The 23,404-nt window shown below is 61.9% G+C and carries 17 protein-coding genes; 10 read left to right on the top strand and 7 right to left on the bottom strand.

Features of this window, described 5'->3' with window-relative positions:
* Positions 1–138 precede the first annotated feature (138 nt).
* Both MUN81_RS01350 and MUN81_RS01345 read right to left on the bottom strand, forming a co-directional pair.
* Complete coding sequence (locus MUN81_RS01350; RefSeq protein WP_245114609.1) at positions 139–972, bottom strand: hypothetical protein; 834 nt, start codon at positions 970–972, stop codon at positions 139–141.
* 25 nt (positions 973–997) lie between these two features.
* Positions 998–1,762, bottom strand: coding sequence for a hypothetical protein (locus MUN81_RS01345; RefSeq protein ID WP_245114608.1), 765 nt, complete (start codon positions 1,760–1,762; stop codon positions 998–1,000).
* 376 nt (positions 1,763–2,138) lie between these two features.
* Here MUN81_RS01345 and polA point away from each other — a divergent pair, with 376 nt between their 5' ends.
* Entirely contained in the window at positions 2,139–5,027 is a 2,889-nt protein-coding gene (polA, locus tag MUN81_RS01340) for a DNA polymerase I (RefSeq protein ID WP_245114607.1), read from the top strand.
* A gap of 86 nt (positions 5,028–5,113) precedes the next feature.
* On the opposite strand, the gene MUN81_RS01335 is transcribed toward polA, so the two are convergent.
* Positions 5,114–5,644, bottom strand: a complete 531-nt coding sequence (locus tag MUN81_RS01335) for a hypothetical protein (protein WP_245114606.1) — start codon at positions 5,642–5,644, stop codon at positions 5,114–5,116.
* 231 nt (positions 5,645–5,875) lie between these two features.
* On the opposite strand from MUN81_RS01335, the gene MUN81_RS01330 reads away from it, so the two are divergent.
* Together MUN81_RS01330 and MUN81_RS01325 are read left to right on the top strand one after the other, a co-directional pair.
* Positions 5,876–6,340 carry a hypothetical protein gene (locus tag MUN81_RS01330; protein ID WP_245114605.1) on the top strand — a complete coding sequence of 155 codons (465 nt, stop codon included), beginning with the start codon at positions 5,876–5,878 and terminating at the stop codon, positions 6,338–6,340.
* A gap of 20 nt (positions 6,341–6,360) precedes the next feature.
* Positions 6,361–6,867 (top strand): DinB family protein, encoded by a 507-nt coding sequence (locus MUN81_RS01325; RefSeq protein ID WP_245114604.1) that lies wholly within the window; start codon positions 6,361–6,363, stop codon positions 6,865–6,867.
* A 6-nt stretch (positions 6,868–6,873) separates the two neighbouring features.
* Here MUN81_RS01325 and MUN81_RS01320 read toward each other — a convergent pair whose 3' ends face one another.
* Positions 6,874–9,009, bottom strand: coding sequence for a sigma 54-interacting transcriptional regulator (locus MUN81_RS01320; RefSeq protein ID WP_245114603.1), 2,136 nt, complete (start codon positions 9,007–9,009; stop codon positions 6,874–6,876).
* Between the two features lie 307 nt (positions 9,010–9,316).
* Here MUN81_RS01320 and MUN81_RS01315 point away from each other — a divergent pair, with 307 nt between their 5' ends.
* The 6 genes from MUN81_RS01315 (at position 9,317) to MUN81_RS01290 (ending at position 18,175) form a co-directional block, all read left to right on the top strand.
* A complete protein-coding gene (locus tag MUN81_RS01315; RefSeq protein WP_245114602.1) occupies positions 9,317–10,678 on the top strand; it encodes a TolC family protein in 1,362 nt (453 codons plus the stop codon).
* A gap of 123 nt (positions 10,679–10,801) precedes the next feature.
* Positions 10,802–11,251: a universal stress protein gene (locus tag MUN81_RS01310; protein ID WP_245114601.1), complete on the top strand. Its 450-nt coding sequence runs from the start codon at positions 10,802–10,804 to the stop codon at positions 11,249–11,251.
* Positions 11,252–11,318: 67 nt separating this feature from the next.
* Positions 11,319–12,431 (top strand): HlyD family secretion protein, encoded by a 1,113-nt coding sequence (locus tag MUN81_RS01305; RefSeq protein ID WP_245114600.1) that lies wholly within the window; start codon positions 11,319–11,321, stop codon positions 12,429–12,431.
* Positions 12,432–12,576: 145 nt separating this feature from the next.
* Positions 12,577–14,145 (top strand): DHA2 family efflux MFS transporter permease subunit, encoded by a 1,569-nt coding sequence (locus tag MUN81_RS01300; RefSeq protein ID WP_245114599.1) that lies wholly within the window; start codon positions 12,577–12,579, stop codon positions 14,143–14,145.
* Between the two features lie 257 nt (positions 14,146–14,402).
* On the top strand, positions 14,403–15,749 hold the full coding sequence (locus MUN81_RS01295; protein ID WP_245114598.1) for a sugar MFS transporter: 1,347 nt from the start codon (positions 14,403–14,405) through the stop codon (positions 15,747–15,749).
* 137 nt (positions 15,750–15,886) lie between these two features.
* Positions 15,887–18,175, top strand: a complete 2,289-nt coding sequence (locus MUN81_RS01290) for a GH92 family glycosyl hydrolase (protein WP_245114597.1) — start codon at positions 15,887–15,889, stop codon at positions 18,173–18,175.
* 243 nt (positions 18,176–18,418) lie between these two features.
* On the opposite strand, the gene MUN81_RS01285 is transcribed toward MUN81_RS01290, so the two are convergent.
* The 3 genes from MUN81_RS01285 to MUN81_RS01275 form a co-directional block, all read right to left on the bottom strand.
* On the bottom strand, positions 18,419–19,459 hold the full coding sequence (locus tag MUN81_RS01285) for a hypothetical protein (RefSeq protein WP_245114596.1): 1,041 nt from the start codon (positions 19,457–19,459) through the stop codon (positions 18,419–18,421).
* Positions 19,460–19,611: 152 nt separating this feature from the next.
* Complete coding sequence (locus tag MUN81_RS01280; protein WP_245114595.1) at positions 19,612–21,012, bottom strand: M56 family metallopeptidase; 1,401 nt, start codon at positions 21,010–21,012, stop codon at positions 19,612–19,614.
* Positions 20,990–21,394 carry a BlaI/MecI/CopY family transcriptional regulator gene (locus tag MUN81_RS01275; RefSeq protein ID WP_245114594.1) on the bottom strand — a complete coding sequence of 135 codons (405 nt, stop codon included), beginning with the start codon at positions 21,392–21,394 and terminating at the stop codon, positions 20,990–20,992. The genes MUN81_RS01280 and MUN81_RS01275 overlap by 23 nt, the downstream gene beginning before the upstream one ends.
* 328 nt (positions 21,395–21,722) lie before the next feature.
* Between MUN81_RS01275 and treF the strand changes: the two genes are divergently transcribed.
* Positions 21,723–23,366, top strand: a complete 1,644-nt coding sequence (gene treF, locus MUN81_RS01270; RefSeq protein WP_245114593.1) for an alpha,alpha-trehalase TreF — start codon at positions 21,723–21,725, stop codon at positions 23,364–23,366.
* The last annotated feature ends 38 nt before the right edge of the window (positions 23,367–23,404 follow it).

The following is a 23,404-nucleotide window of genomic DNA, read 5'->3' as shown; positions in this document are numbered from 1 at the left end:
AGCGCAGGTGTATCGCGCCGTAACTGAGCCGGAGAAATTAGAGCCTCCCCCAATCGGGCCCGTGCCCGTGGGCACCACGGTTATCGTGGCCGTATTGGTGGCAGCGCCGGGTGCAAAAGCCCAGCCTTGGGGCAGCGTCTAAGTGAAAAAGTCGACTCCTGGCTGATTGACTACTGCGGTTAGCGTGAACGGGCGCTGGTCGCCGCAGGTGAGTGGGTTTCGCGAAGGCGTGACGCCAGTAACGGCGGGCTGGGGCCGGAAGATGACCAATTGGCGCGGAAAACTCACGAGCGTGCCCGGCGCGTTATTGAAAAAGCTGTTTTCGTTGCAGGCTTTGCTGTATTGGTAGGCCTGCACAAGGCCACCGGTCGTGCCCGCCGGGGGAATGGCGCTAATGCTGCGCCCGCTGAGGTAGGCTCCCGGAAAGGCGGCGCTGGTTTGCGGGTTGACCACTTGCCAGCCGGCAGGCACCTGCCACACGTAATCGGTGATGGCCAAGGAGGGCACTGCTTTGAAGTACTCTTGGGCGATGGTGAAGGTGATAGGCTGACCACCGGGGCACAGGGGCACGTTCAAACTTGACACCCCGTTTATCAGTCCCGGCGTCTGGTCCCGCACTGACTTGATGTTCACGGTGGCGGGCGGGGAATCCGGATAAGTGAAAGTATTGCTGCTAACTTCTTTTTTAAGTTTAAAAACGAGCGTTCCTTGTTCAGCTTTATCCTGCCACGTCACGTCACAACTGATAACGCTCCCACTTTTTACCGGAAAGGTGGCGGACCCGTTGGTGACAGCAACGGCCCCGGCAACGGTAACGTTGCTGTTAACCGATACGGAGATGGTGGTGCGCTCCCCAGGGCACACAATGGTTTGGTAAGCGGCTAGGGTGCCCTCAGTCTGGGCGTGAGCCAGCTTGGACGCCAGCAGCAAGAGTAAGCCTAAAGCTAGGCGCAAGCGGTAGAACTGTTTCATGAGGATTAGGAAAAGTGAAAAAGAATCAAAAAAGCAATACTAAGTGCACCGTGCTGATTGGACGAAAAGTGGCAGTGAAACGGTAATAAGTGTCTTCACCCATATCGGAGCCAAACGGCAACGTTCCCGTATCAAAATCCGACACACGGGATTGCAATTGGAATTGAGTCCGAGTCCAGCGGATAGGTAAGGTTGCTTCCGCTTCGGCGTACAGGCGACGGAGAAATTGGTAGCGAACCCCGGCCAGTGGCTGCACAAAAAGGCCTATATCGTTGAACGAAGAATTTCCTCGGTTTACTGCAATGGTAAAATAGGGCTGGCCATTCCTGTCAATGGCCTGATAGCCTTGAGTGTATTGCTCAAAATCCCGCTTGTTAGTGCCATAGAATCCGCCTGCTTCTAGCCCTACATACCCTGCAAACCGTTTGTTAGAAACTACCGCGTATTCTTTGCCGAAAGCGGCCTCTATACGGTAAATGGTTTGTCGGTACGCGTCTCCGCTGCCTTGTCCCTTGACGGCAAGAGGATTCACCTGTTCGAAAAAATCATATATAAACTCCGCCCTGGCACGCAGGGCTTGCGCGGGCTTTACCTGGCGCTTGTAGAGCAGGCCCAGAGGCAGGCTGCGGTTGTTGCGAAAAAAGCCGTCGAGCACGGGGCTGGCCGTCAGGCCCAGGTGGTGGCGATAGTAGCGGGCCGTATCGGCCGGCGCCGGGGCGGTTTGGGCTAAGGAGGCGAAGGGCAGGGCCAGGCCCAGCAGAGCCGCGCAGCGGCAAGGGAAAGAACGCATAAACATGGAAAAGGAATGGTGCAGGCGGCAAGGTAGAGCCCGGCAGCGTTGCGGAAGGCGGTAGTGGCAACGCCACAAAGCTGGGCGCCCGGCCGGGCATCCGCAAGGACGTAACACCTGTTTTTAGACTATAAACAAACCATTTTATTATTGACTTATTACGGACTTTTTTTTTAATAAGGGTGCTTCTAGCCACTTCAACGCCGGTACATGGCCCGGTGTGCGCCCAACTAATGACCCGAATGTGACAGGCGCGGCTCCCTAACGGGCTGCCTGCCGCCCGGCCGCCCGTGCCCACCCTGGCCCACGCCGCGAACGACGGGCCAAACCGCCCCGCCCGGCACCCTTCTTTGTGCGCTGCCCGTACCTTCGTCCTATGCCAGACCAACCCGCCGCTCCCGCCAAAAAGCTTTTCCTGCTCGACGCCTTTGCCCTGATTTACCGCTCGCACTTCGCGTTCAGCAAAAACCCGCGCATCAACTCCAAGGGTATGAACACCGGGGCCGTGCTCGGCTTCACCAATACGCTGGTGGAGGTGTTGCAGAAGGAAAAGCCCACCCACATCGGTGTGTGCTTTGATGCGGCCAAGAAGACCTTCCGCCACGAGCAGTTTGCCGAGTACAAGGCCCAACGCCAGGCCATGCCCGAAGACATCGGCATTGCCCTGCCCTACATCAAGAAAATCATTCAGGGCTTTCACATCCCCATCCTGATGATGGACGGCTACGAGGCCGATGACGTGATTGGCACGCTGGCGCAGAAGGCCGAGAAAGAAGGCTTCGAGGTGTTCATGATGACGCCCGACAAGGACTACTGCCAGCTGGTGACGGAGCGCATCAAAATCTACCGGCCGGCCTTCATGGGCAACGCGGCCGAAATCCTGGACGTGGACCACGTGCTGGCCCGCTTCGAGATTGAGCGCGTGGAGCAAGTCATTGACATTCTGGGCCTGCAAGGCGACGCCTCGGACAATATTCCCGGTATTCCCGGTATCGGCGAGAAGACGGCCAAGGCGCTGATTAAGCAGTTTGGCTCGGTGGAGAACCTGATTGCCAACTCCGACCAGCTCAAGGGCAAGCAGCAGGAAAACGTGCGCAACTTCGCCGAGCAGGGCCTGATGAGCAAAGAGCTGGCCACCATCCACGTGAACGTGCCGCTTGATTTCGAGCCCGACAAGCTGGTGCTCGACGCGCCCGACGAAGCCACCCTGCGCGAGCTGTTCGACGAGCTAGAATTCCGCCAGTTGGCCGCCCGCATCCTCGGTGGCGGCGGCCCCGAGCGCACGCCGGCCCGCGTGGCCGCGCCCGGCTCCAAGCCCACCCGCCAGCCGCGCGCCGCCGCCGGCCAAGCCTCGCTCTTCGGCAACCCCGGCGACGAAGCCGTGGCCATTGGCGCCGAGGAAGGCGAAACCGGCCGCCACGGCGCCCCCGCCGGCCCGCGCAAACGGCTGGAAGACGTGCCCTATAACTACCATTTAATTGACACGCCGGAGCTGCGGCAGTCGCTGCTCAGCTTCCTGTTGCAGCAAACCGAAGTCAGCTTCGACACCGAAACCACTGGGCTGGATATCATGACGGCGCGGCTGGTGGGCCTGAGCTTCTGCTGGCTGCCGGGCGAGGCTTACTACGTGCCCGTGCCCACCGAAGACCCCGCCGCGGTGCAGGCCATTGTGGAAGAGTTCTGTCCCTTTTTCGATGCCGAGAACATCCTGAAAATCGGGCAGAACGTGAAGTACGACCTCACCATTCTGCGACACTACGGCGTGGAAGTGAGCGGGCCGCTGTTCGACACCATGCTGGCCCACTACCTCATCGAGCCCGACATGCGCCACAACATGGACGTGCTGGCCGAAACCTACCTGCACTACACGCCGGTGAGCATCATCGAGCTCATCGGCCCCAAGGGCAAAAAGCAGATTACCATGGCCGACGTGCCGCCCGCCCAGGTGAAAGACTACGCCTGCGAAGACGCCGACGTGACCCTGCAGCTCAAGCACGTCTTCGAGCCCATGCTGAAGGACCTGGGCCTGCTGGGCTTGCTCAACGACGTGGAAAACCCGCTGGTGCCCGTGCTCAGCAGCATCGAGTACGAGGGGGTGCGCATCGACTCGGGCGCCATGAACGAGTATTCGGCCGAGCTACAGGGCTACATCACCGAGCTGGAAGGCCAGATTTTCCGCGAAGCCGGGCAGGAGTTCAACATTGGCTCGCCGAAGCAGCTGGGCGAGGTGCTGTTCGACAAGATGGACATTGGCAAGGGCAAAATCAAGAAAACCAAAACCGGCCAGTACGCCACCGGCGAGGAAATCCTGAGCCAGCTCGCGGCCGACAACCCCATTGCTGCCCTCATCCTCGAATACCGCCAGCTCACCAAGCTGCGCAGCACCTACGTGGAGGCCCTGCCCCAGCTGGTGAACAAAGACGACGGCCGCGTGCACACCAACTTCAACCAGGCCGTAGCCGCCACCGGCCGCCTGAGCAGCACCAACCCCAACCTACAGAACATCCCCATCCGCACGGAGAAGGGCCGTGAAATCCGCAAAGCCTTCGTACCGCGCGACGAAAACCACGTGCTGCTGGCGGCCGACTACTCGCAGGTGGAGCTGCGCATCATGGCCGACTTCTCGGGCGACAAAACCATGATTGAGGCCTTCCGCCAGGGCCTCGACGTGCACACCAGCACGGCCAGCAAGGTGTTCAAAGTGCCCATTGAAGCAGTGGACGCCGAGATGCGCCGCAAGGCCAAAACCGTCAACTTCGGCATCATCTACGGCATCTCGGCCTTCGGGCTGGCCCAGCGCATCGGCATCAGCCGCAAGGAAGCGACAGACATCATCGAGACCTATTTCCAGGAATTCCCGTCGGTGAAGCAGTTCATGGACGACAGCATCAACCGCGCCCGCGAGCTGGAATACGCCGAAACGCTGCTCAAGCGCCGCCGCTACCTGCGCGACATCAACTCGCGCAACGCCACGCTACGCGGCTACACCGAGCGCAACGCCATCAACGCCCCCATCCAGGGCACGGCCGCCGACATCATCAAGATGGCCATGATTAACATTTACCACTGGCTGCGCGAGGAGAAGCTCAAAACCCGCATGATTCTGCAGGTGCACGACGAATTGGTGTTCGACGCCGTGAAATCAGAGGTGGACTACATCACGCCCAAAATCAAGGAGCTGATGACCACAGCGCTGCTCCTGCCCCACGGCGTGCCGCTGGAAGTGGAAGTAGGCACCGGCAACAACTGGCTGCAGGCGCACTAGGTCCACAATGAATTGTGCCTTACAAAAAAGCCCTGCCTGGTACTAATGCGTATCAGGCAGGGCTTTTTCTTGTCTGGTATGGCGAACTATTGCAGGGCGAACACCGCCTTGTCTACTCGCAGGGAATCTCGATTTTGTCCGTAAACATATCTGGCACTGAGGGTCAGAGTAGTGTTGGTAAGCGTGTACTCGTACGCCCCCTGCACAGCTTCCATCACAGGCACGACGCTCCGGCCGGCTCCACCCCACGAGCTGCTGACGGTGAGCTCTGTGTGGGCGCTGTTCACCTGCCACGTTCCCCAATCGGAACTCACAAAGTTGCTTCTCACCGAGCAGCCGCGCGCATCCTGCTTCCAGATGACTTTGCCGGCCGAAGTGAAGGTGAGCGTGTTGAGCCCCAGGCAGGGCGCAGAGGGATTGTTGTTGAACGACAGGAAAAAGTTATTTGTGCCGGTAATGGGGCCGTTCAAGGGCCCGAAATCCATGGTATAGCCGGTCATGCGCCAAGTGGTGTCGTCGAGCACCGCTGTTTTTAAGGCGGGGGCCGATTTGTCCTTTGAACAAGCACAAAGCATAGCCCCGAGAAAAGTGGCCGCAATCAGTTGACTGTATTTCATCGTGTGATGCTATTAAAAACGTGAATGCAGTCAAGACCAGATGAATGGTAAAAAGGCTGCTCTCCTTGTTTGCCACGCTAGTTAGCATCAACCTTTTGTCCTTCCATAGATGTTGTAGTGCCTTGAAATCAGCTCCTGTTTTGCTCAAGGCAGGTGTGATGGCAAACAACTATCCCCTCGGATTGGTCGATAGCCGTATAGCATAGCGTCTGACTAACCCGCGAACATGCCATGCCACAGCCCTATCATACTTCCACCCTACAAAACGTGGCCCGCGGTGTGCTGGGCACGTTTATGGTTTTTGCCGGCACCGGCCACCTCACCTTTGCGCGGCGCGATTTTCAGGCGCAGGTGCCGGATTTTGTGCCGGGCGATAAGGACACGACCGTGCTGGCCTCGGGCGTGGTGGAAATCGGCTTAGGACTGGCGCTGCTGTTGCTGAAAGGCAAAAACCGCCGGCGCATGGGCATCGGGCTTGCCGCTTTCTACGCGGCGGTGTTTCCCGGCAATGTGCACCAGTACACCGAGCGCATTTCCGCCTTCGGCCTCGATACCGACGCCAAGCGGCTGGCCCGGCTGTTTTTTCAGCCCGTGCTGATGGGCGCGGCGCTGTACTCCACCGGTGCGCTGAACTCCCGACCGCCGCGCAAAGCGGCCGCGCATCGTGCCATGCCCCGCACGGGCACCGCCTCCTGATTGGCGCCCCTACTCTCTATATGATACCAAACAGCATTCCGCCCATGGACCGGCCCAACCAGAAGGGCGTGGTGGCCGAGCTAACCAATCTGCTCACCAAGGGCAACGCCCACGCCACCTTCGAGGAAGCCTGTGCCGACCTGACGCCCAAAATCTGGAACCAGCGCGTGCCGGAGGTGCCCTACACCATCTGGCAGTTAGCTGAGCACGTGCGCATCGCGCAGTGGGACATCGTCGAGTTCTGCCTTGAGCCCGAGCACGAGTCGCCCAAATGGCCGGAGGGCTACTGGCCCGCCCCCGATGCCACCGCCGACGAAGAACAGTGGCAGGAAACCCTGGACAGCATTCGGCAGGACCGGCAGCGCTTTCTGCACCTGCTGCACGCGCCGGGCACCAACCTACTGGCGCCCCTGCCCCACGGCACCGGTCAAACCATTCTGCGCGAAGCCTTTCTCATCGCCGACCACGCAGCCTACCACACCGGCGAAATCATTCTGGTGCGCCGCCTCCTCAAGGCCTGGAAGTAGCGCTGCTTATGCATCTACGCCCACCATGCGCCGGATGCCCAGCTTTTTCATGCGGGCTTCCAGCGTTTTGGGGTTGATGTCGAGCAGCAGGGCAGCGCCCTGGGCGCCGCTCACCCGCCCGCCGGTGCGCTGCAGCGCGGCCAGAATGTGGTCGCGCTCCTGTTCCTTCAGCGTTTTGAGGGGCGCAAAGCTGGCGGCCGCCGGCGCGGCGCCGGCGGCCAGTACCAGCGGCGCGGCCGCAAAGCCCGCAAACTCCAGAAACGGCCCCTGGCTCACGATGATGGCCTGCTCCAGCACGTGCTCCAGCTCACGGATGTTGCCGGGCCAGGAGTAGGCCTGCAGGGCGGCCAGGTCGGCGGGGCGCACCTGGCGCAGAGGCTTGCCCAGTCGCTTGCTCAGGCGCTGAATGAAGTGGCGCAGCAGCGGCTCGATGTCTTCGCGGCGCTCGCGCAGGGGCGCCAGCTCGATGGGAAACACGTTGAGGCGGTAGTACAAATCGGCCCGGAAGCGGCCGGCGGCCACTTCGTCGGCCAGCACGCGGTTGGTGGCGGCTATCACGCGGGCGTCGGAGTGCAGCACCTTGGTGCCGCCCAGCCGCTCAAATTCCTTTTCCTGCAGCACGCGCAGCAGCTTGGCCTGCAGGTCGAGGGGCAACTCGCCTATTTCGTCGAGGAAAATCGAGCCGCCGTTGGCCAGCTCAAACTTGCCGATGCGCCGCTCCACCGCGCCGGTGAAAGCCCCTTTTTCGTGGCCAAACAGTTCGCTTTCAATCAGCTGCGCGGGCAGCGCCGCGCAATTAAGCTTGATAAGGGCGCGGCCGTGGCGGGGCGAGGCGTTGTGCAGCTCGCGGGCCACCAGCTCCTTGCCAGTGCCGGTTTCACCCGATATCAGCACCGTGGTATCGGTGGGCGCTACCATGCTGATGCGGCGCTGCACCAGTTGCAGGGCCGGCCCGTTGCCCACGAAGGCGCCCGAGTCGGCCCCGAAGCGCGCCGAGGTGTTGATTTCGTCGACCAAATAGGTCCGCTCCTGCTCCACCTGCGCCTTCAGCTCCTCAATCTGCTCGAAGGCGAACAGGTTTTCCAGCGCCAGCGCAATCTGGGGGGCCAGGGCCAGCACGGTGGCCAGGTCTTCGGGCTGAAAAGCGGCCGGGTTGGGCGAAGCCAGGATGAGCACGGCCACGCCATCGGCCCGCTGCCAGATGGGCACAATAAGCATAGCCCGCGTGCCGTATTCCTCGTACACCCGGCGCAGCAGCGGAAAACGCTGGGCCTGCGCCCGAAAATCGTCGGCCGCGTACAGGCCCGGGGTTTGCAGCAAGCCGTTGAGCTGTTGGTACATGGTGGCGGTGTCGAGCTGATTGAGGCCGTGCTGGCGGTTGGGGTCGAGGGCCTGGAGCTGCGCCTCGGGGCCTTCGCCGGTGCGCGCAAACTCCGCAAACCCCTCAAACGGCTCCTGCCGGCCCGCCCGCTGCACCCGAATGCCGAAATAGTCGAACTGCACCGCCCGGCTCAGCGCCTCGGCCACGGCCCGAAACAGCGGCTCGCGCTGCTTGATGCTGAGCAGGGCGTTGGTGATGTTGAGCTGCAGGGTGCGCTCCTGCTCCCGGCGGGCCACTTCCTCAAACGCCAGCGTGTTGGCCACGGCCACGGCGATGAGCGAGCCGATTTTTTCCAGCAGCTTCACGTCGGCCGGCGCGAGGTGGGGCGTGCGGCGCGAGGCCAGGGTCATCATGCCCGTGAGGCGCCCGCCGATGTGCAGCGGCACCGCCGTGAGGTGGCTGATGCCCAGCTTCTGAAACTTGTTAAATGGCGCGTAGTTGGGGTAATCGGCCAGGTATTCTTCGGGGGTGAACTGCTGCACGCGGGGGTCGGCCACCAGCTTTTCGAGCGGCGAGCCCGCAATGGGTGTGAACTGCTCCATGCCGGCCGGCAGCGGCGGCGCTTCGTCCACGCCGTAATAGTCGCGCAGGAATAACCGCTTCATTTTAAGGTCCGCATCAAACACATTGATGCCGATGAGGTCGAACGGAAAAATGAGCCGCAGCTTGGTGGTCACCACTTTAAACAGCGAGTCCTTGTCGCGCATGGTGGCGATGGCTTCGTTGAGGTGCAACAGCAGGTTTTCGTCCTGGTCGGGCATGGGGATGGTGCGAGTTGGCGTATGGGCAGCTGATTACTGTTCCCGCTCGGGAGATATAGACGCGCCAGCGGCTCAGTTGTTTTAGCAGATGTCACATTTTTCCTGAAATAACAGGAGTAAAAAGGAGGTAATTCCTGATATTTCAGCAAAATGAAGTTGACAAGCTATACTCTTCACAGCACAACGCTAGTTGCACAATACTATAATTATCAGAGCATTGAACGCATAATATATAATAAATTGAATTTTATAAAACCCCTTGGCACAGCATTAGGTAAGCTATTGCAGATTCAACTCGCATTCGCTTATGTCTTTTCGTTCTTTCACTCCGGCAGCTTTCCTTCTCACGTTGGGCTTGCTGGGCACTGCTGGTTCGGCTCGGGCCCAAAACCAGCCCGGCGTGCCCGCCGCTGCTCAGCCCATTGGCCTGGCCAGCGACTCCCTCACCTTGGGCGCCACCGTGCAGGCCGTGCTCGATGCCAACCCCGGCATCACCAACCTGACGGAGCTGTCGAATGCCGCCAGCAGCCGCCTGTCGCAAACGCAGTCGGGCTTCCTGCCGCAGATTACCGGCACGGCCACTTACACCCGCATCGACCCGGTGGTAAAACTGCCCTTCAATGGCGAAACGCTGCAGTTTGCGCCCAACAACAACTACGACTTCCACCTCACGGCGCAGTACCTGCTGCTTGATTTTGGCAAGAACGCAGCGACCGTGAAAGTGGCCGAGTCGCAGGTGCAAACGGCGCAGGACAACATCACGGTGGCCCGGCGCGACCTGGCCTTCAACGCGGCGCAGGTGTACTATAACATCCTGTTCATGCGCGAAAGCATTCGGGTGCAAAACCAGCAGATTGCCTCGCTGCAGGTGCACCGCAACGAGATGGAAAAGCGTGTGCAAGGCGGCGTGAGCACGCGCTTTGACGTGACCACCACCGACGTGCGCATCACGCAGGCCCAGAACACCAAGCTGGACCTGGAAAACCAGCTCCGCAACCAGCAGGTACAGTTGGCGCGCCTGCTGCACAAGCCCGCGCAAGCCGACATTCCGGTGAAAGGCCGCCTAACGTACGAGCCCCAGGCCGTGGACATGGCCACCGAGCTGGCCAAAGCCACCGAAAACCGCCCCGAAGTGAAACTGGCCCGCGACGCCGAAAAAACGGCCGAGCTGCAAGCCAAGCTCATCGAGAAAAGCGACCTGCCCAGCCTGGGCGTGGGCGCCCAGGTAGGCGGCAAAAACGGCTACATCCTGCCCGACATCAACCGCATTCGCTTCAATACCGTGGGCGTGGTGCAGCTGTCGGTGCCCATCTACGACGGCGGTCGCAACAAGAAGCAGCGCGTGGAGGCCGTGGCCAACAGCCGCGCCGCCCTGGCCCGCACCCAGGACACGCAGGAGCAGATTCGGGCCGACGTGCGCCAAGCCGTAAACAACATGGAGTTCAGCCAGGCCCGCCTGGCCAACGCCGAGCAGCAAGTGGCACAGGCCTCCGACGCCCTCACCCGCGCCCAAGGCCGCTACCGCTACGGCGTGGGCCAGAACCTCGACGTGCTCGACGCCGAAACCCAGCTGGCCCAGGCCCGCCTGGCCCGCGCCCAGGCCATGTACAACTACACGCTGGGCCAGTACCAGCTGCGCCGCGCCACCGGCGAGCAGATTTGGCAATAATGACAATGGGTGAATGGGTGAATGGGTGAATGGGTGAATGAGCGAATGTTTTTCACGCTCAAACCGCTTTCACCCACCCAACACCTTCACCCATTCGCTCATTCACCCATTCACCCATTGAAAATGAACCTATCCACCATCCTTTGTCCGCTCGATTTCTCGGCCGCGTCGGCTGGGCTGGTGGCGTATGCGGCCGCCTTGGCCGTGGCCTCCGGGGCTCAGCTGCGGCTGCTGCACGTGTGCGAGCCGCAGGAAGACCCCACCGGCCAGCGGCCCGACGACACCGTGTTTGCGCCTTGCAAAGACCGGATGCAGGCCCTGCGCACCGCTGCCGAGCAGGCCGGCGTGGCCCACGTGCACACCGGCATGGTGCGCGGCGAAGCGGCCTCCGAAATAGTGGCCGAAGCCAGCCGCCAGCAGGCCGACTTGATTGTTATCGGCGCACACGGCCAAACGGGGCTCACCCGCTTCCTGATGGGCACCACGGCCGAAATTGTATTGCGCACCGCCCGTTGCGCCACGCTTCTGGTGCGTGCCCCCTTGCAATCAGAAACCCGCGAACCCGCGAACTGACCTTCCTCCGCCACGCGTTTCTGCCTTCCCCTCTCTCTTTAAAATCGACACCTGAATACCTACTAAGATGGCCCAGACCGAAGTTTCCCCCAACGTACAAAACGCCCCCGCGCCCTACCCCAACGCGGCCTCGGCCGAAACCGAGCCGATGGAAGCGCCCAAGAAGCGCAATCCGCTTGTATTCATCATTCTGGCCCTGGTGCTGCTGGGCGGTGGCTTTTATGGCTGGACGCGCTACCAGTTTGCCAAAGCCCACGAAAGCACCGACGACGCCCAGGTAGAAGGCGACGTGTACCCCGTGCTGCCCCGCGTGGGCGGCCCCGTGCTGAGCGTGAAAGTGGACGACAACCAGCCCGTGAAAAAGGGCGACGTCCTCGTAACGCTTGACCAGGCCGACTACCAGCAGCGCGTGAACGCCGCCGAGGCCGCCCTGCTGGCCGCCCAGGCCCAGGTAACGGCCGCCCGCGCCGCCGTGGGCACCGCCCAGGCCAACGTGCGCACCGCCCAAACCGGCATCGGCGTGAGCCAGGCCAACCAGGAGCGCCTGCAGAAAGACCTCAAGCGCAGCACCTTCCTGCGCCAGCAGGACATCATTCCGCAGAGTGAGTACGACGCCGTGCAGGCCAACCTGAAAGCCACCGCCGCCCAGCGTGCCACTGCCACCGACCAGGTGAGCGTGGCCCGCCAGCAGGTGGCCGCCGCCCAGCAGCAGGTGGCCGTGGCCCAGGCCGTGGTGAAACAGCGCCAAACCGACCTCGACAACGCCAAGCTGCAGCTCAGCTACACCACCATTGTGGCGCCCGAAAACGGCATCGTGAGCAAGAAAAACGTGCAACCCGGCCAGGTAGTGCAGCCCGGCCAGCAGCTCTTCGGCATTGTGGGCAGCGCCCGCACTTGGGTAGTGGCCAACTTCAAGGAAACCCAACTGGAAGACATGAAAGTGGGCGAGCCCGTAAAAATTGAGGTAGACGCCTACCCCAACGAGGAGTTCCAGGGCCACGTGGAGTCGCTCTCCGCCGCTACCGGCGCCCGCTTTGCCCTGCTGCCCCCCGACAACGCCAGCGGCAACTTCGTGAAAGTGACCCAGCGCATCCCCGTTCGCATCGCCCTCGACAAAGTGGACCCCGAGCACCCGCTCCGCGCCGGCATGAGCGTGACGGCCGAGGTGAAGGTGAAGTAAGCAGAGGTTGTTTTATTCTGTCATCCTGAGCGCAGCGAAGGACCTTATCACGCTAGCGCCGCTCGAATTGAGCCTACCTAATCAAGCGTGATAAGGTCCTTCGCTGCGCTCAGGATGACGGTAACATTCATAACACAGATATAGAATGGAAACCGGATTTACCAAGTGGATTATCGTCATCACGGTGGTCCTCTGCTGCTTGCTGGAGCTCATTGACACCAGCATCGTGAACGTGGCCCTGACCCAGATGATGGGCAACCTCTCGGCCACGCAGCAGGAAGTGAGCTGGGTGGTGGCCTCCTACGCCATCGCCAACGTGATTGTGATTCCGATGACCGGCTTTCTGGCCGAGCAGTTCGGGCGGCGCAATTACTACTTTGCGTCGGTGGTTTTGTTTACGCTGGCCTCCATGGCTTGCGGCCAGAGCACCAATATCTGGGAGCTGGTGGCGTTTCGCTTCATTCAGGGCATCGGCGGGGGCGCGCTGATGGCCACGTCGCAGTCCATTCTGATTGATACGTTTCCGCCCAAGCAGCTGCCGCTGGGCCAGGCGCTGTTTGGCATGGGCGTCATCATCGGGCCCACCATCGGCCCCACGCTGGGCGGCTACATAGTGGACAACTACGACTGGCCCTGGATTTTTTACGTGAACGTGCCGGTGGGCATCCTGGCCAGCATCTTCACCCTCACCTTCATCCGCGACCCTGAGCGCATCAAAAACGCCATCCCGCGGCCGCTGCGTGAGATTGACTGGGCGGGCATTTTCCTGCTCATCCTGGGCGTGGGCTCGCTGCAGTACGTGCTGGAGCAGGGCGAAACCAAGGACTGGTTCGAGGACCCGCTCATCAACTTCTTCACGGCCTGCTCGGCGGTGGGCATCATCGGCTTCGTCTGGCGCGAGCTCACGGCCGAAAAGCCCATCGTGGACCTGCGGGTGCTGGGCAAGAGCCGCAACCTGGCGGTGGGCGCGTTTCTGTCGTTCGTGCTGGGCTTCGGGCTGTTTGCTTCGATTTTCATCTTCCCCATCTTCACGCAGCGCATTCTGGGCTTCACGGCCGCCCAAACCGGTTTTCTGCTGCTGCCGGGGGCGTTGGCTTCGGGCTTTATGATGCCCCTCATTGGGCGGGCGCTGCAGGCGGGCGTGCCGCAGAAGTACATGATTCCGGTGGGCTTCGTCATCTTCTTCTTCTTCACGTTCTGGATGAGCGGCAAGATTTCGCCCACCGCCGGCGAAAGCGACTTCTTCTGGCCCCTGATGGTGCGCGGCGTGGGCCTGGGCCTCATTTTCCTGCCCATCACCACCATGAGCCTGGCCGGCCTCCAAGGCAAAGACGCCGGGCAGGCCGCTGGCATCACGGGCATGATTCGCCAGCTCGGGGGCTCGTTCGGCGTGGCTATTGTGGGCACCTATCTGGAGCGCAGTCTGGCCCAGAACCGCAACAGCCTCTCGGCCAACATCTCGCTCTACAACAGTGAAACCGTGCAGCGCATCCAGGCCTTCACCCAGAACTTTGTGTCCAAAGGCTTCCCGCTGGAGCAGGCCAGGCAGCAGGCCTACGCCGCCCTGCAAGGCATCCTGATGAAGCAGACCTCGCTCATCACCTACTCGCAGATATTTACGGCGCTGGGCATCTTTTTCCTGGCCTGCCTGCCGCTCATTCTGCTGGTGAAACGCGTGAAAGTGGTGGGCAAAATCAGCATGGACGCCCACTGAGTTCGCCTGTCATTGCGAGCAGGCACGACGCAGCAGTCCGTTCTGTTCTCAGCGACTAGCTTGGTGATGTGACCAAGCCAAACAGCAAGCCCCGACTCAACCCGAGCCGGGGCTTGCTGTTTCTACCCCCGTCGCTGATGCTTCTCAAGAAACGTCGGAAACTCCCGAAGATGCAGTTGGCACAAACGCTTTAGCTTTGGACCTGTCGGGCAATAGCGTGACGAACCGCTCGCCTTTCTCTCCAGAATTCCCATTTTATGGCCGCACTCCCCCCTGCCTTGGCGCAACCCCACGGCACCGACACCCCTACCGCCACCCCGCGCTACGCCTCGGCGCTGAGCGCCGTCACCACGCTGTTTTTCCTGTGGGGCTTCATCACCTGCCTCAACGACATCCTGATTCCTTATCTGAAGGCCATTTTCCAGCTCAGCTACGCGCAGGCCAACCTCATCAACCTGTGCTTTTTTGGGGCGTATTTTCTGATGAGCATTCCGGCGGGCAAACTGGTGGCGCGAGTTGGCTACAAGCAGGGCATGCTCATCGGGTTTGGGGTGGCGGCCGTGGGCGCGTTCCTGTTTTATCCGGCGGCGGCGCAGCGCGTGTATGGGCTGTTTCTGGGGGCGCTGTTTGTGCTGGCTTCGGGCATCACGCTGCTGCAAGTGGCTGCCAACCCGTATGTGGCCATTCTGGGGCCGGCGCGGTCGGCGTCGGCCCGGCTCACGCTCACCCAGGCGTTCAACTCGCTGGGCACCACGCTGGCACCTCTGCTGGGCAGCGCGCTGATTTTGAGCCGCCTGCCTAAGTTGAACACCGCCACCAGCGCGGCGGCCATCGACGTGACGGCCGTGCAGATTCCCTACTTAGTCATCGGGGCGGCGCTGCTGCTCATCAGCCTGCTGCTGAGCCAGGTCAACCTGCCGCAAATTGAACTGGCCACCGAGCAAGTGGCCGACGTAGATGCCGGCTCGGTGCGGGCCTGGCACTACCGCCACCTGGTACTTGGCGTGGTGGCCATTTTCACCTACGTGGGCGCCGAAGTGGCCATCGGCTCGCATTTGGTCAGCTACTTGAGCTTAGACAGCGTCATGTCGAACATCCTTATGTATGTCAGAAATCTCGCCTCGACTTTTGGCGTGCAAAGATTTATTAATCCACAAAATACGCAGGAAGCAGCTGGCGTAATGGTTTCTTTTTATTGGGGTGCAGCCATGGTGGGCCGCTTCCTGGGCGCCTATTTGCTCAATAAGATTTCGCCCGCTAAGCTGCTTGCCTTCAATGCCGTGGCGGCGGTAGTGCTGGTGCTCGTTTCCATCAACACGACCGGCGAGGTGGCCATGTGGAGCCTGCTGGCCGTGGGTTTGATGAACTCCATCATGTGGCCGGTTATTTTTCCGCTGGCGCTGGCCGGGCTGGGCCGCCACACCGAAGAGGGCTCCGGCCTGCTGTGTACCGCCGTGGTGGGCGGGGCGCTGGTGCCGCTGCTGTTCGGCTTCATTGCCGACCATAGCAGCCTGCGCCTAGCGCTGCTGCTGCCGGTGGTGTGCTACGGGTACATCGTATGGTATGGGCTGCGCGGCAGCCGGCGGGCGGCGGCGGCAGCTTAGGCGGGATACCGTTGTTGGCACAGCGTCATGCAGAGCGCAGCGAAGCATCTCGCCCGCTTCGTTGCAATCGGTATGATTACCACTTGCCGGCGAGATGCTTCGCTACGCTCTGCATGACGTTCAATCCTTATTCTAGCATGCTAAAAATCTTTACTGCACTGGCAGCACTCGGGCTGGCAACCGGCGTGGCCCAAGCCCAAACGCCCGCTCCTAACGCCGACCTGGCCCAATGGGTGAACCCGCTGATGGGCACTGATTCCAAGCCGGACCTCTCGAACGGCAACACCTACCCGGCCATTGCCCTGCCCTGGGGCATGAACTTCTGGATGCCCCAAACCGGCAAGATGGGCAATGGCTGGGCCTACCAGTACAGCGCCGACAAGCTGCGCGGCTTTAAGCAAACGCACCAGCCCTCGCCGTGGATGAACGACTACGGGCAGTTTGCCCTCATGCCCATCACCGGCCGGCGCGTGTTTGACGAGGACGCCCGCGCCAGTTGGATTTCACACAAGGCCGAGGTGGCCGAGCCCAACTACTACCGCGTGTACCTGGCCGACCACGATGTGACCGCCGAAATAGCGCCCACCGAGCGTGCCGCCCGCTTCCGCTTCACCTTCCCGCAAACGGACAGCGCCTACGTGGTGATTGACGCGCTGGACCGCGGCTCCTACGTGAAAGTGCTGCCCCAGCAGCGGCGCGTCATCGGCTACACCACCCGCAACAGCGGCGGCGTGCCGAAGAATTTCAAGAACTACTTCATTCTGGAGTTTGACCACGACTTCACCAGCACGGCATTGTATCAGGATAAAGCCCTGGCAGCCGGCGTGCTGGAGGTGACCGCCAAACACGCCGGGGCCGTAGTAGGCTTTAAAACCCGAAAAGGGGAAAAAGTAAATGCGCGGGTGGCCTCGTCCTTCATCAGCCCCGAGCAAGCCGAGTTGAACCTGCGCGAGATTGGCGAGCAGGATTTTGACGCCGTGCGCCAGCAGGGCCGCGCTGCCTGGAACAAGGCGTTGAGCCGCATTGAGATTGAGGGCGGGACCGAGGCGCAGCGGCGCACGTTTTACTCGTGCCTGTACCGTTCGCTGCTGTTTCCACGCAAGCTGTACGAGCGCGACGCCAGTGGCAACATCATGCACTACAGCCCTTTCAACGGGCAAGTGCTGCCGGGCTACATGTATACCGATACCGGTTTCTGGGATACGTTTCGGGCGCTGTTTCCCTTCCTGAATTTGCTTTATCCTGACGTGAACGCCGAAATTCAGCAGGGCCTGGCCAACGATTATCGTGAAAGCGGCTGGCTGCCGGAGTGGGGCAGCCCCGGCCTGCGCAACGTGATGGTGGGCAACAACTCCGCCTCGGTGGTGGCCGATGCCTACCTGAAGGGCATCCGCGGACAGGATATGAATGTGCTGTACGAAGCCCTGACGCACGGCGCCAACAACGCCGGGCCGCTCGACGCCGTGGGTCGCAAGGGCGTGGAGTATTACAACAAGCTCGGCTACGTGCCCTACGACGTCAAAATCAATGAAAGCGCGGCCCGCACGCTGGAATACGCCTACGACGACTTCACCATCTACCAGCTGGCCAAGGCCCTGAACAAGCCAAAAAAGGAAATCGACCTCTACGCCCGGCGCAGCCAGAACTACCGCAAGCTGTTCGATAAGGAAAGCGGCCTCATGCGCGGCCGCAACCAGGACGGCTCGTTTCAGAAGCCCTTCAACCCCTTCAAGTGGGGCGATGCCTTCACCGAAGGCAACAGCTGGCACTACACCTGGTCGGTGTTTCACGACGTGCAGGGGCTGGTGGATTTGATGGGCGGCCGGCAGAAGTTCGTGGCCACGCTGGATACCGTTTTCACGCTGCCTCCGGTGTTTGACGAGTCGTACTACGGCGAGGTCATCCACGAAATCCGGGAGATGCAGATTGCCAACATGGGCAACTACGCGCACGGCAACCAGCCCATTCAGCACATGCTGTACCTCTACAACTACGCCGGCCAGCCCTGGAAAACCCAATACTGGGTGCGCGAAACCCTCAACCGCCTCTACCTGCCTACCGCCGACGGCTACTGCGGCGACGAGGACAACGGTCAGACCTCGGCTTGGTACGTCTTCTCGGCCCTGGGCTTCTACCCCGTGTGCCCCGGCACCGACCAGTACGTGCTGGGCGCCCCGCTCTTCCCCAAAGCCACCCTGCACCTACCCTCCGGCAAGGACATTGTGCTGAATGCGCCCAACAACTCAGCCGCCAACCGCTACGTGAATGGGCTGACGTTCAACGGTCAGCCTTATGACAAGAACTGGCTCAGCCACACGGAGCTAATGAAGGGCGCGACGCTGAATTTTGACATGAGCGCCGCACCCAACAAGAGCCGGGGCACGCAGCCGGCCGCGGCGCCGTATTCGTTTTCGAAGGCGAAGTGAGACGTGCCCCGGTCCGACGGCGCAGCCGTCCGACCGGTCGTCGCCAGCACGTTCTGGCAAACAATGGCAACCGCTCAACGACGACCGGTCGGACGGCTGCGCCGTCGGACCGGGCAGTTATTCAAAGCAAAAAGCCCCAGCACCATTGCGGTACCGGGGCTTTTTGGTAAAAGGAAATTTCTGGCTTTGGCAGGACGGATTGCCACGGGCTACGCCCTCGCAATGACATACCTATTCCCTGCCCTACTGGTACTGAATGTACAGCGGCTTGGGCGTGAGCTGGGTCAGCACTTCCACCGGGGTCATCAGGTGGTGGGGCTTGGGCTTGGGGTCGTACTCGTAGAATAGCTTGAAGCCGGTGTACTGCACGGGCTCGGTCTGGATGTAGTCATGGTACGAGTCCTTTTTCAGGGTGGGCTCGCCGTGGCCGTCCATGTGCATCACCACCTGCACGCGCGGGTCGAGCTTGATGTTCTTGTAGTTGGTCAGCATCTTGCGGGTGAAGCGGTGCACGGTCAGCACCTTGGGCGGGAGCTTGTTCTCGCTCACGAGGCGGGCCAGGTAGTTGATGGTCCAGTTCACGTCCTTGGCGTCGAGGGTGCCGATGCGCTGGTTGGGGCGCACGCCGGGCATGGTGGCCAGCGAAAACTCGGGGTCGATGCCGAGGTGAATGTCGGGCTGCTTGAGGTAGGCTTCCAGCTTGGGTACCTCCACCTGCAGGGTGCTGTGACCGGGCTGCACATCCAGAAACAGGATGCACTTGTGCTCGCGGGCCCACGAAATCACCTCTTCAATGGTGGCCTTGGAGTTCATCAGGCGCCACTTGCCGTCTTTGCCGGCGGTGCCTTGGGCCGTGATGGTGACGTTGTGCAGAGCGGCCTGCACCGGGATGCTGGGGTCGGCGGCTTGCCACTCCTTCAGCACGCCGGCAAACTTGCGGAACATCTGCTCCTTGGGCTCGCGGCCCAGAATGCCCATGCCCTTCGAGCGGATGTTGCCATAAAACGCCACAATGCGGTGGCCCGGCAGGATGGCGCCCGGCAGCTGGCCGTTTTTGCGGGCAATGCTGTCGGCCTTCAGCGAGTCGCGCCGCATGGCCATCGCCTTGATTTTGATGGTGTCAATGGGGGCCGGCTTGCCTTCGGCGTCGCCGTCGGCGGCCGCGCCCGAAGCGGCGGTTTCGCCCTCGGCGGGCTTGTTTTTGCAGGCGGGGCAGCTGGCGGCGGCCAGCAAGCCAAAGGTGGCGGCCACGAGCGCAGCACGCGGCGTTAGGGAAAACAACACTGAATAAAAACGAATTAGAGGGCCAATACGACCCGCAAGTTAGCCCATTTTGCCCGGTTCGGACGGGCTTAACGCAGAAAGGCCCCGGCCGTGGCCGTGGCTTTTCGAGCGGTTTCTCGACTATTTTTTACCTGGATAGTGCCGTGGGCCTGTTAGCAGCCCGCGCTGGCCGGCTTGGGGTCCCAGACGCCGTAGCTGTTGAACAAGCGCAACCCGACCGATTTGGCCGGGGCTTTCGCCACAAACCGCACGGGCACCGTGAAGCTCACAGCCACGGCTTTGCCGTCGTGCTGGCCGGGCGTGAAGCGCGGCAAGGTTTGGATGGCGGCCAGCACGGCCGCATCATAGGCCGGAGCTAGTCCTTTCACAATTTTGGCATCTTGCACCTCACCGGTAGCCTGCACCGTGAACGAGGCAAACACCACGCCTTCTTTAGGGCTGGCAGCCAACTCTTGTGAATAGGGAATATGGCTCTGTATGTGTTGCACGATGGCCTGCGCGTCGCCACCGCCGGGTAGTTGCGGCATTTGCTCCACGTAGGTGTACACGTTGCCGGGCGGCGGCGCAATCGCAACCTTGCCGATGTGAATCGGGGCTTTCATCTCTTGGTTGAGCGGCGCGGCGGCTGTCGGGGTGGCCTGATTTGTGGCTTTTTCGCAGGCGACGGCCACAACAAGCACGCCGAGCAGCGGCAGGGCAAGCCACTGCTTCCAGCGGCGAATGGGAGAGGTTTTCTGAATCATGGCAATGCGACGGAGGGTTTGGGAATGGGAAAAGGTGTGCGCAAGCGGGACGGAGAAACCAAGGCGGCTGGCCACTTGCCGGGCCAACAGATGAGCGTAGGACTGCGTGGGCGAAAAGGCCGGCACTGCCGCTGCCGCGTGGCGCAGGGCTTCGGCGTCGGCCAGGTACTCGTGGGTGAGGGACAGGGCCCGGCCGCACAGGTGCACAAAGGGGTTGAACCACAGCACGGCGCGCAGCAGCTCCAGCAGCAGGCGGTCGTGGGTGTGGCGCTGGCGCACGTGGGCCAGCTCGTGGCGCAGTACCTGAGCGGCCTCGGCCGGGCTCAGAGCCAGGGTTTCGTCCCAGAACACCGTGCGGCCGAACGAGCTGGTGGGCAGCTGCCCGTGGGTGGGCACCAGCGTGTAGCCTTCCCGCTGTTCGCGGGCCAGCCGGCGCGTGCTGAGCCAGAGGCGGCCCAAGCCGACGCCCAGCCGGGCCAGCAGCGCCACCACGCCCGCCGCATACAGCGCCACCAGCCAGGCCAGCCGCGGCGTTTCGGCAGCGCCGGCAGCAGCCCAGGGCCCAACGGCCACGGCCGGCAGCAACACCGTCGCCACGCCCGGCAACCCAGCGGGCCCGGTGCCCCACCCGCTAAACCACGCCGCGGGTAGCAGCGGCAGGCCCGCCGCCAGCACCGGCCCCAGCACCAGAAAGCCACGGTTGTAGGCAAAGCTGCGCTCCTGTCGCAGGGCCACACGGTAGCAGAGCCACCACATGCCCAGCAGCACCGTACTGAGCAGCATCCAATTAAGCAGGCCGATTGGGTTCATCGTCGGTGAGGTTTTGAGGTTGGGAAGCGTGGCGGAGGAGTTCGTCGAGCTGGGCGGCGTCGAGGTTTTCTTCTTTGGCGAAGAAGGAAACCAGCCGGCTGAAAGAGTTGCCGAAGTGGCCGCCCAGCAACTTGCGCAGCGAAAAGCGCCGGTAGTCGTCCTGCTGCACCCGCACGAAATAGCGGTGCGTGCGTCCAAAGGCCTCGTGGTCGACAAAGCCCTTGGTTTCGAGGATGCGGATGATGGTCGACACCGTGTTGTAGGCCGGCTGCGGGGCCGGCAGTTCGGCCAGCACGTCCTTCACGAAGGAGGGGCCGCGGCGCCAGAGCACCTGCATGACTTGTTCTTCGGCGCGGGTTAGTTCGGGGAAATCGGGGTTCATGGCAAGCGGAAGTGGTTGTGACTTATGCAAACGTATAACTAAAATTTTAGTTTAAAAACTATTTTATTAGTTGTGCGCTGTTTTCACAATATCTGAATGGCGACAAGCGCATGACTCATAAACCATAGCGCGCATTCAGAGCCGCACGTGGTAGGGGCGGGGCTGGCCCCCGCCCGTCGTCTGGCGGCACTCTTCACACAACGACGGGTGGGAGCCAGCCCCGCCCCTACATGCAACGCCGCCGCAGCGGCCTTCAGCAAAAAGCACCGGCGACACGTAAGCGGCTATAGCTGCGGCGTACCGTGCCGCGGCGGTTTGGCTTATTCTTATGCGCATAATCTTACTTTCCTGGTTATTAAGCCTAGCAGGTTCGCTACCGGATTGGGCTCAGACGGAAACCGCCACGCCTCGTCCCGCTTCCCAAACTGCCGTCGCGCCAGTAGCCGCCGCTAGGCCGAAGTCGCCACGTCAGCTCTTCCCGGGCTTGTTTGAGGCCGTGCAGCTGGGCCGCGTTTTCGCTGATGGCAAAACCTTTGTTGACGCCGCGCCCCGGCAGCGGCCAGCCGCCATACTGGCGGCGTGGCAGCGCGAGAAAACCCAGCCCGGCTTCAACCTGAAGGCTTTTGTGACGGCGCATTTCGACCTGCCAGCCGATGGCAGCGTGCCGTTTAGCAGCAACGTGCAGGCCGGCCTGCGCCATCACCTCGACACGCTTTGGACGGTGCTGGCCCGCCCCGCCGCCCCGGCGCTGGACCCGGCCGATTCGCTGGCAGCATTTCGCTCGCTGCTGCCGCTGCCCAAGCCTTACCTGGTGCCGGGCGGGCGCTTCCGGGAAGTGTATTACTGGGATTCCTACTTCACCATGCTGGGCCTGGCCGAAGCCGGCAAAGGCCAGCTACTGAAGGACATCACCGACAATTTCGCCTTCCTCATTGCCCGCTATGGCTTCATTCCGAACGGCAACCGCACGTATTACCTCACCCGCTCGCAGCCGCCGTTTTTTGCCAGCATGGTGCAGCTGCTGGCCCGGGAGCGCGGCAACGGCGAGCTGCTCCGCTACCGCCCCACCCTGGAGGCCGAGTACCGCTACTGGATGCAGGGCGCCGACGCGCTGAAGCCCGGCACGGCGGCCCGCCGCGTGGTGCGCCTGCCCAATGGCGCCCTGCTCAACCGCTATTGGGACGACAGCGACCAGCCCCGCGAAGAATCTTACGCCGAGGACGTGGCCGCCGCCAAGCGGAGCAAGCAGCCCGCGGCGCAGTTCTACCGGCACGTGCGGGCCGCCGCGGCATCAGGCTGGGATTTCAGCAGCCGCTGGTTTGGGCCAGCGGGTGGGCTGGGCAGCATCCAAACCACGGATTTGGTACCCGTCGACCTCAATTGCCTGCTCTACAACCTGGAAACAACGCTGGCCGAAGCCGCCCGCGTGGCCGGCAAGCCCGCCCAGGCGCGCAGCTACCTGGCCAAAGCCGCTGCCCGCAAAACCGCGCTGCTGGCCCTGAGCTGGGACAGCAAAGCCGGCTGGTTTCAGGACTACAACTGGCGCAAGCGCCGGCGCTCGGCGGTGCGCACGCTGGCGGGCGTGTTTCCGCTGGCGTTTGGGCTGGCTTCGCCGGAGCAGGGCAAACGGGTTGGGAGCGGGCTCAAGGTAAACTTCCTGAAAATGGGCGGCCTGGTCACTTCCCTCACCGAAACCAAGCAGCAGTGGGACGCGCCCAATGGCTGGGCGCCGCTGCAATACCTGGCCATTGAGGGCCTCACGCGCTACCAGCAGCGCCCGCTGGCCGACACCGTGGCCCGGCGCTGGGTGCGCCTCAACACCCGCGTATTTGCCCAAACCGGGCAATTGCTGGAGAAGTACGACGTGCTACACCCCAACCGCCCGGCCGGCGGCGGCGAATACCCGCTGCAGGACGGTTTCGGTTGGACCAACGGCGTGCTGCTGCGCCTGCTGAATAGAGAAGTCAAATAATATCTTCTGTCATCCTGAGCGCAGCGAAGGACCTTGTC

This window comes from Hymenobacter sp. 5317J-9 (genome assembly GCF_022921075.1).
Taxonomy (GTDB): domain Bacteria; phylum Bacteroidota; class Bacteroidia; order Cytophagales; family Hymenobacteraceae; genus Hymenobacter.
Note: the sequence above shows the minus strand (reverse complement) of the source record. Positions and strands in the feature narration are given on the sequence as shown.